The following is a 1,035-nucleotide window of genomic DNA, read 5'->3' on the forward strand; positions in this document are numbered from 1 at the left end:
ATCATTACGCCGAGCGAGTCGATCTTGGCCGAACCGACCGTGTCGGTGGTGGACAGAGTGGTTGATAAGCGTGGGACGCGTGACGTGGCCAATGCCTATCTGAAGTACCTGTACTCCAATGAAGGCCAGACCATTGCAGCGAAGAATTACTATCGCCCTCGCGATGAGGCGATCGCTGCTAAATTCACCGAGCAGTTCCCGAAACTGAAGTTATTCACCGTAGATGATACGTTTGGTGGTTGGACCAACGCACAGAAGGTGCATTTTGCTACTGGCGGCGCGTTTGACGAGATTAGTAAACGGTAATTAATTGAAAGTAATCAATAAATATCCTCCGGCATAGCCGGAGGTTTTTCATATGCGCCTATAAGGCTCTCTTACCTGCTGCGCCCTAGCAGGCGCATTGCGATCTGACATTCGCATTTTATCGGTTACTTACGGCCCGTAAACGGGCTACCCGGATACGGGATCGACATCTGCTCACCCATTTTATCCGCTTCCAACTGGTGCTTTATGTACTCTCGTATCTTCGTGGTATTTTTACCCACTGTATCAACGTAATACCCTCGGCACCAAAATTCCCTGTTACGATACTTAAACTTCAAATCGCCAAATTGCTCGTAAAGCATCAGGCTACTTTTACCCTTCAGATACCCCATAAAACCCGACACACTCATTTTCGGTGGGATTTCCAAAAGCATATGGATGTGATCTACACAGCATTCGGCCTCCACTATGTGCACACTTTTCCACTCACATAACTTTCTTAAGATACTGCCTATCGCTCTACGTTTCTCTCCGTAGAAAGCCTGTCTCCGGTATTTGGGTGCAAAAACTATGTGATATTTACAGTTCCATCGGGTATGCGCTAAGCTCTTTTCGTCCCCCATTGGGACCCCCTTTTGATTTCTTGTTGAACTTTTGCAGTTGCCAGACCGCAAGGTGTTTTAACAAATCAAAAGGGGTTTTTATAGCTGACTTATAGCTGAAAGCTTTACGGAACCCCCAGCCTAGCTGGGGGTTTTCTGAATACAA

Annotated in this window: 2 protein-coding genes and 1 pseudogene; 1 reads left to right on the plus strand and 2 read right to left on the minus strand. The window is 47.0% G+C overall.

Annotated elements, in window-relative coordinates; translation table 11 throughout:
• A pseudogene (locus IV04_RS24035) lies at window positions 1-306 on the plus strand (substrate-binding domain-containing protein); the annotation flags it as partial.
• A 125-nt stretch (window positions 307-431) separates the two neighbouring features.
• On the opposite strand, the gene tnpA reads toward IV04_RS24035, so the two are convergent.
• Window positions 432-890 carry an IS200/IS605 family transposase gene (tnpA, locus tag IV04_RS24040; RefSeq protein WP_037441706.1) on the minus strand — a complete coding sequence of 153 codons (459 nt, stop codon included), beginning with the start codon at window positions 888-890 and terminating at the stop codon, window positions 432-434.
• A partial coding sequence (locus tag IV04_RS26980; protein ID WP_231566345.1) for a hypothetical protein occupies window positions 847-1,035 on the minus strand: 189 nt, incomplete at its 5' end. The genes tnpA and IV04_RS26980, both read right to left, overlap by 44 nt.

The sequence above is a fragment of the Serratia sp. Ag1 genome, assembly GCF_000743355.1.
In the GTDB taxonomy this organism is placed as follows: Bacteria; Pseudomonadota; Gammaproteobacteria; order Enterobacterales; family Enterobacteriaceae; genus Chania.

Bases quoted from the DNA above. Each gene is read 5' to 3' on its own strand.
- tnpA (WP_037441706.1), bottom strand. From the start codon at position 890: ATGGGGGACGAAAAGAGCTTAGCGCATACCCGATGGAACTGTAAATAT.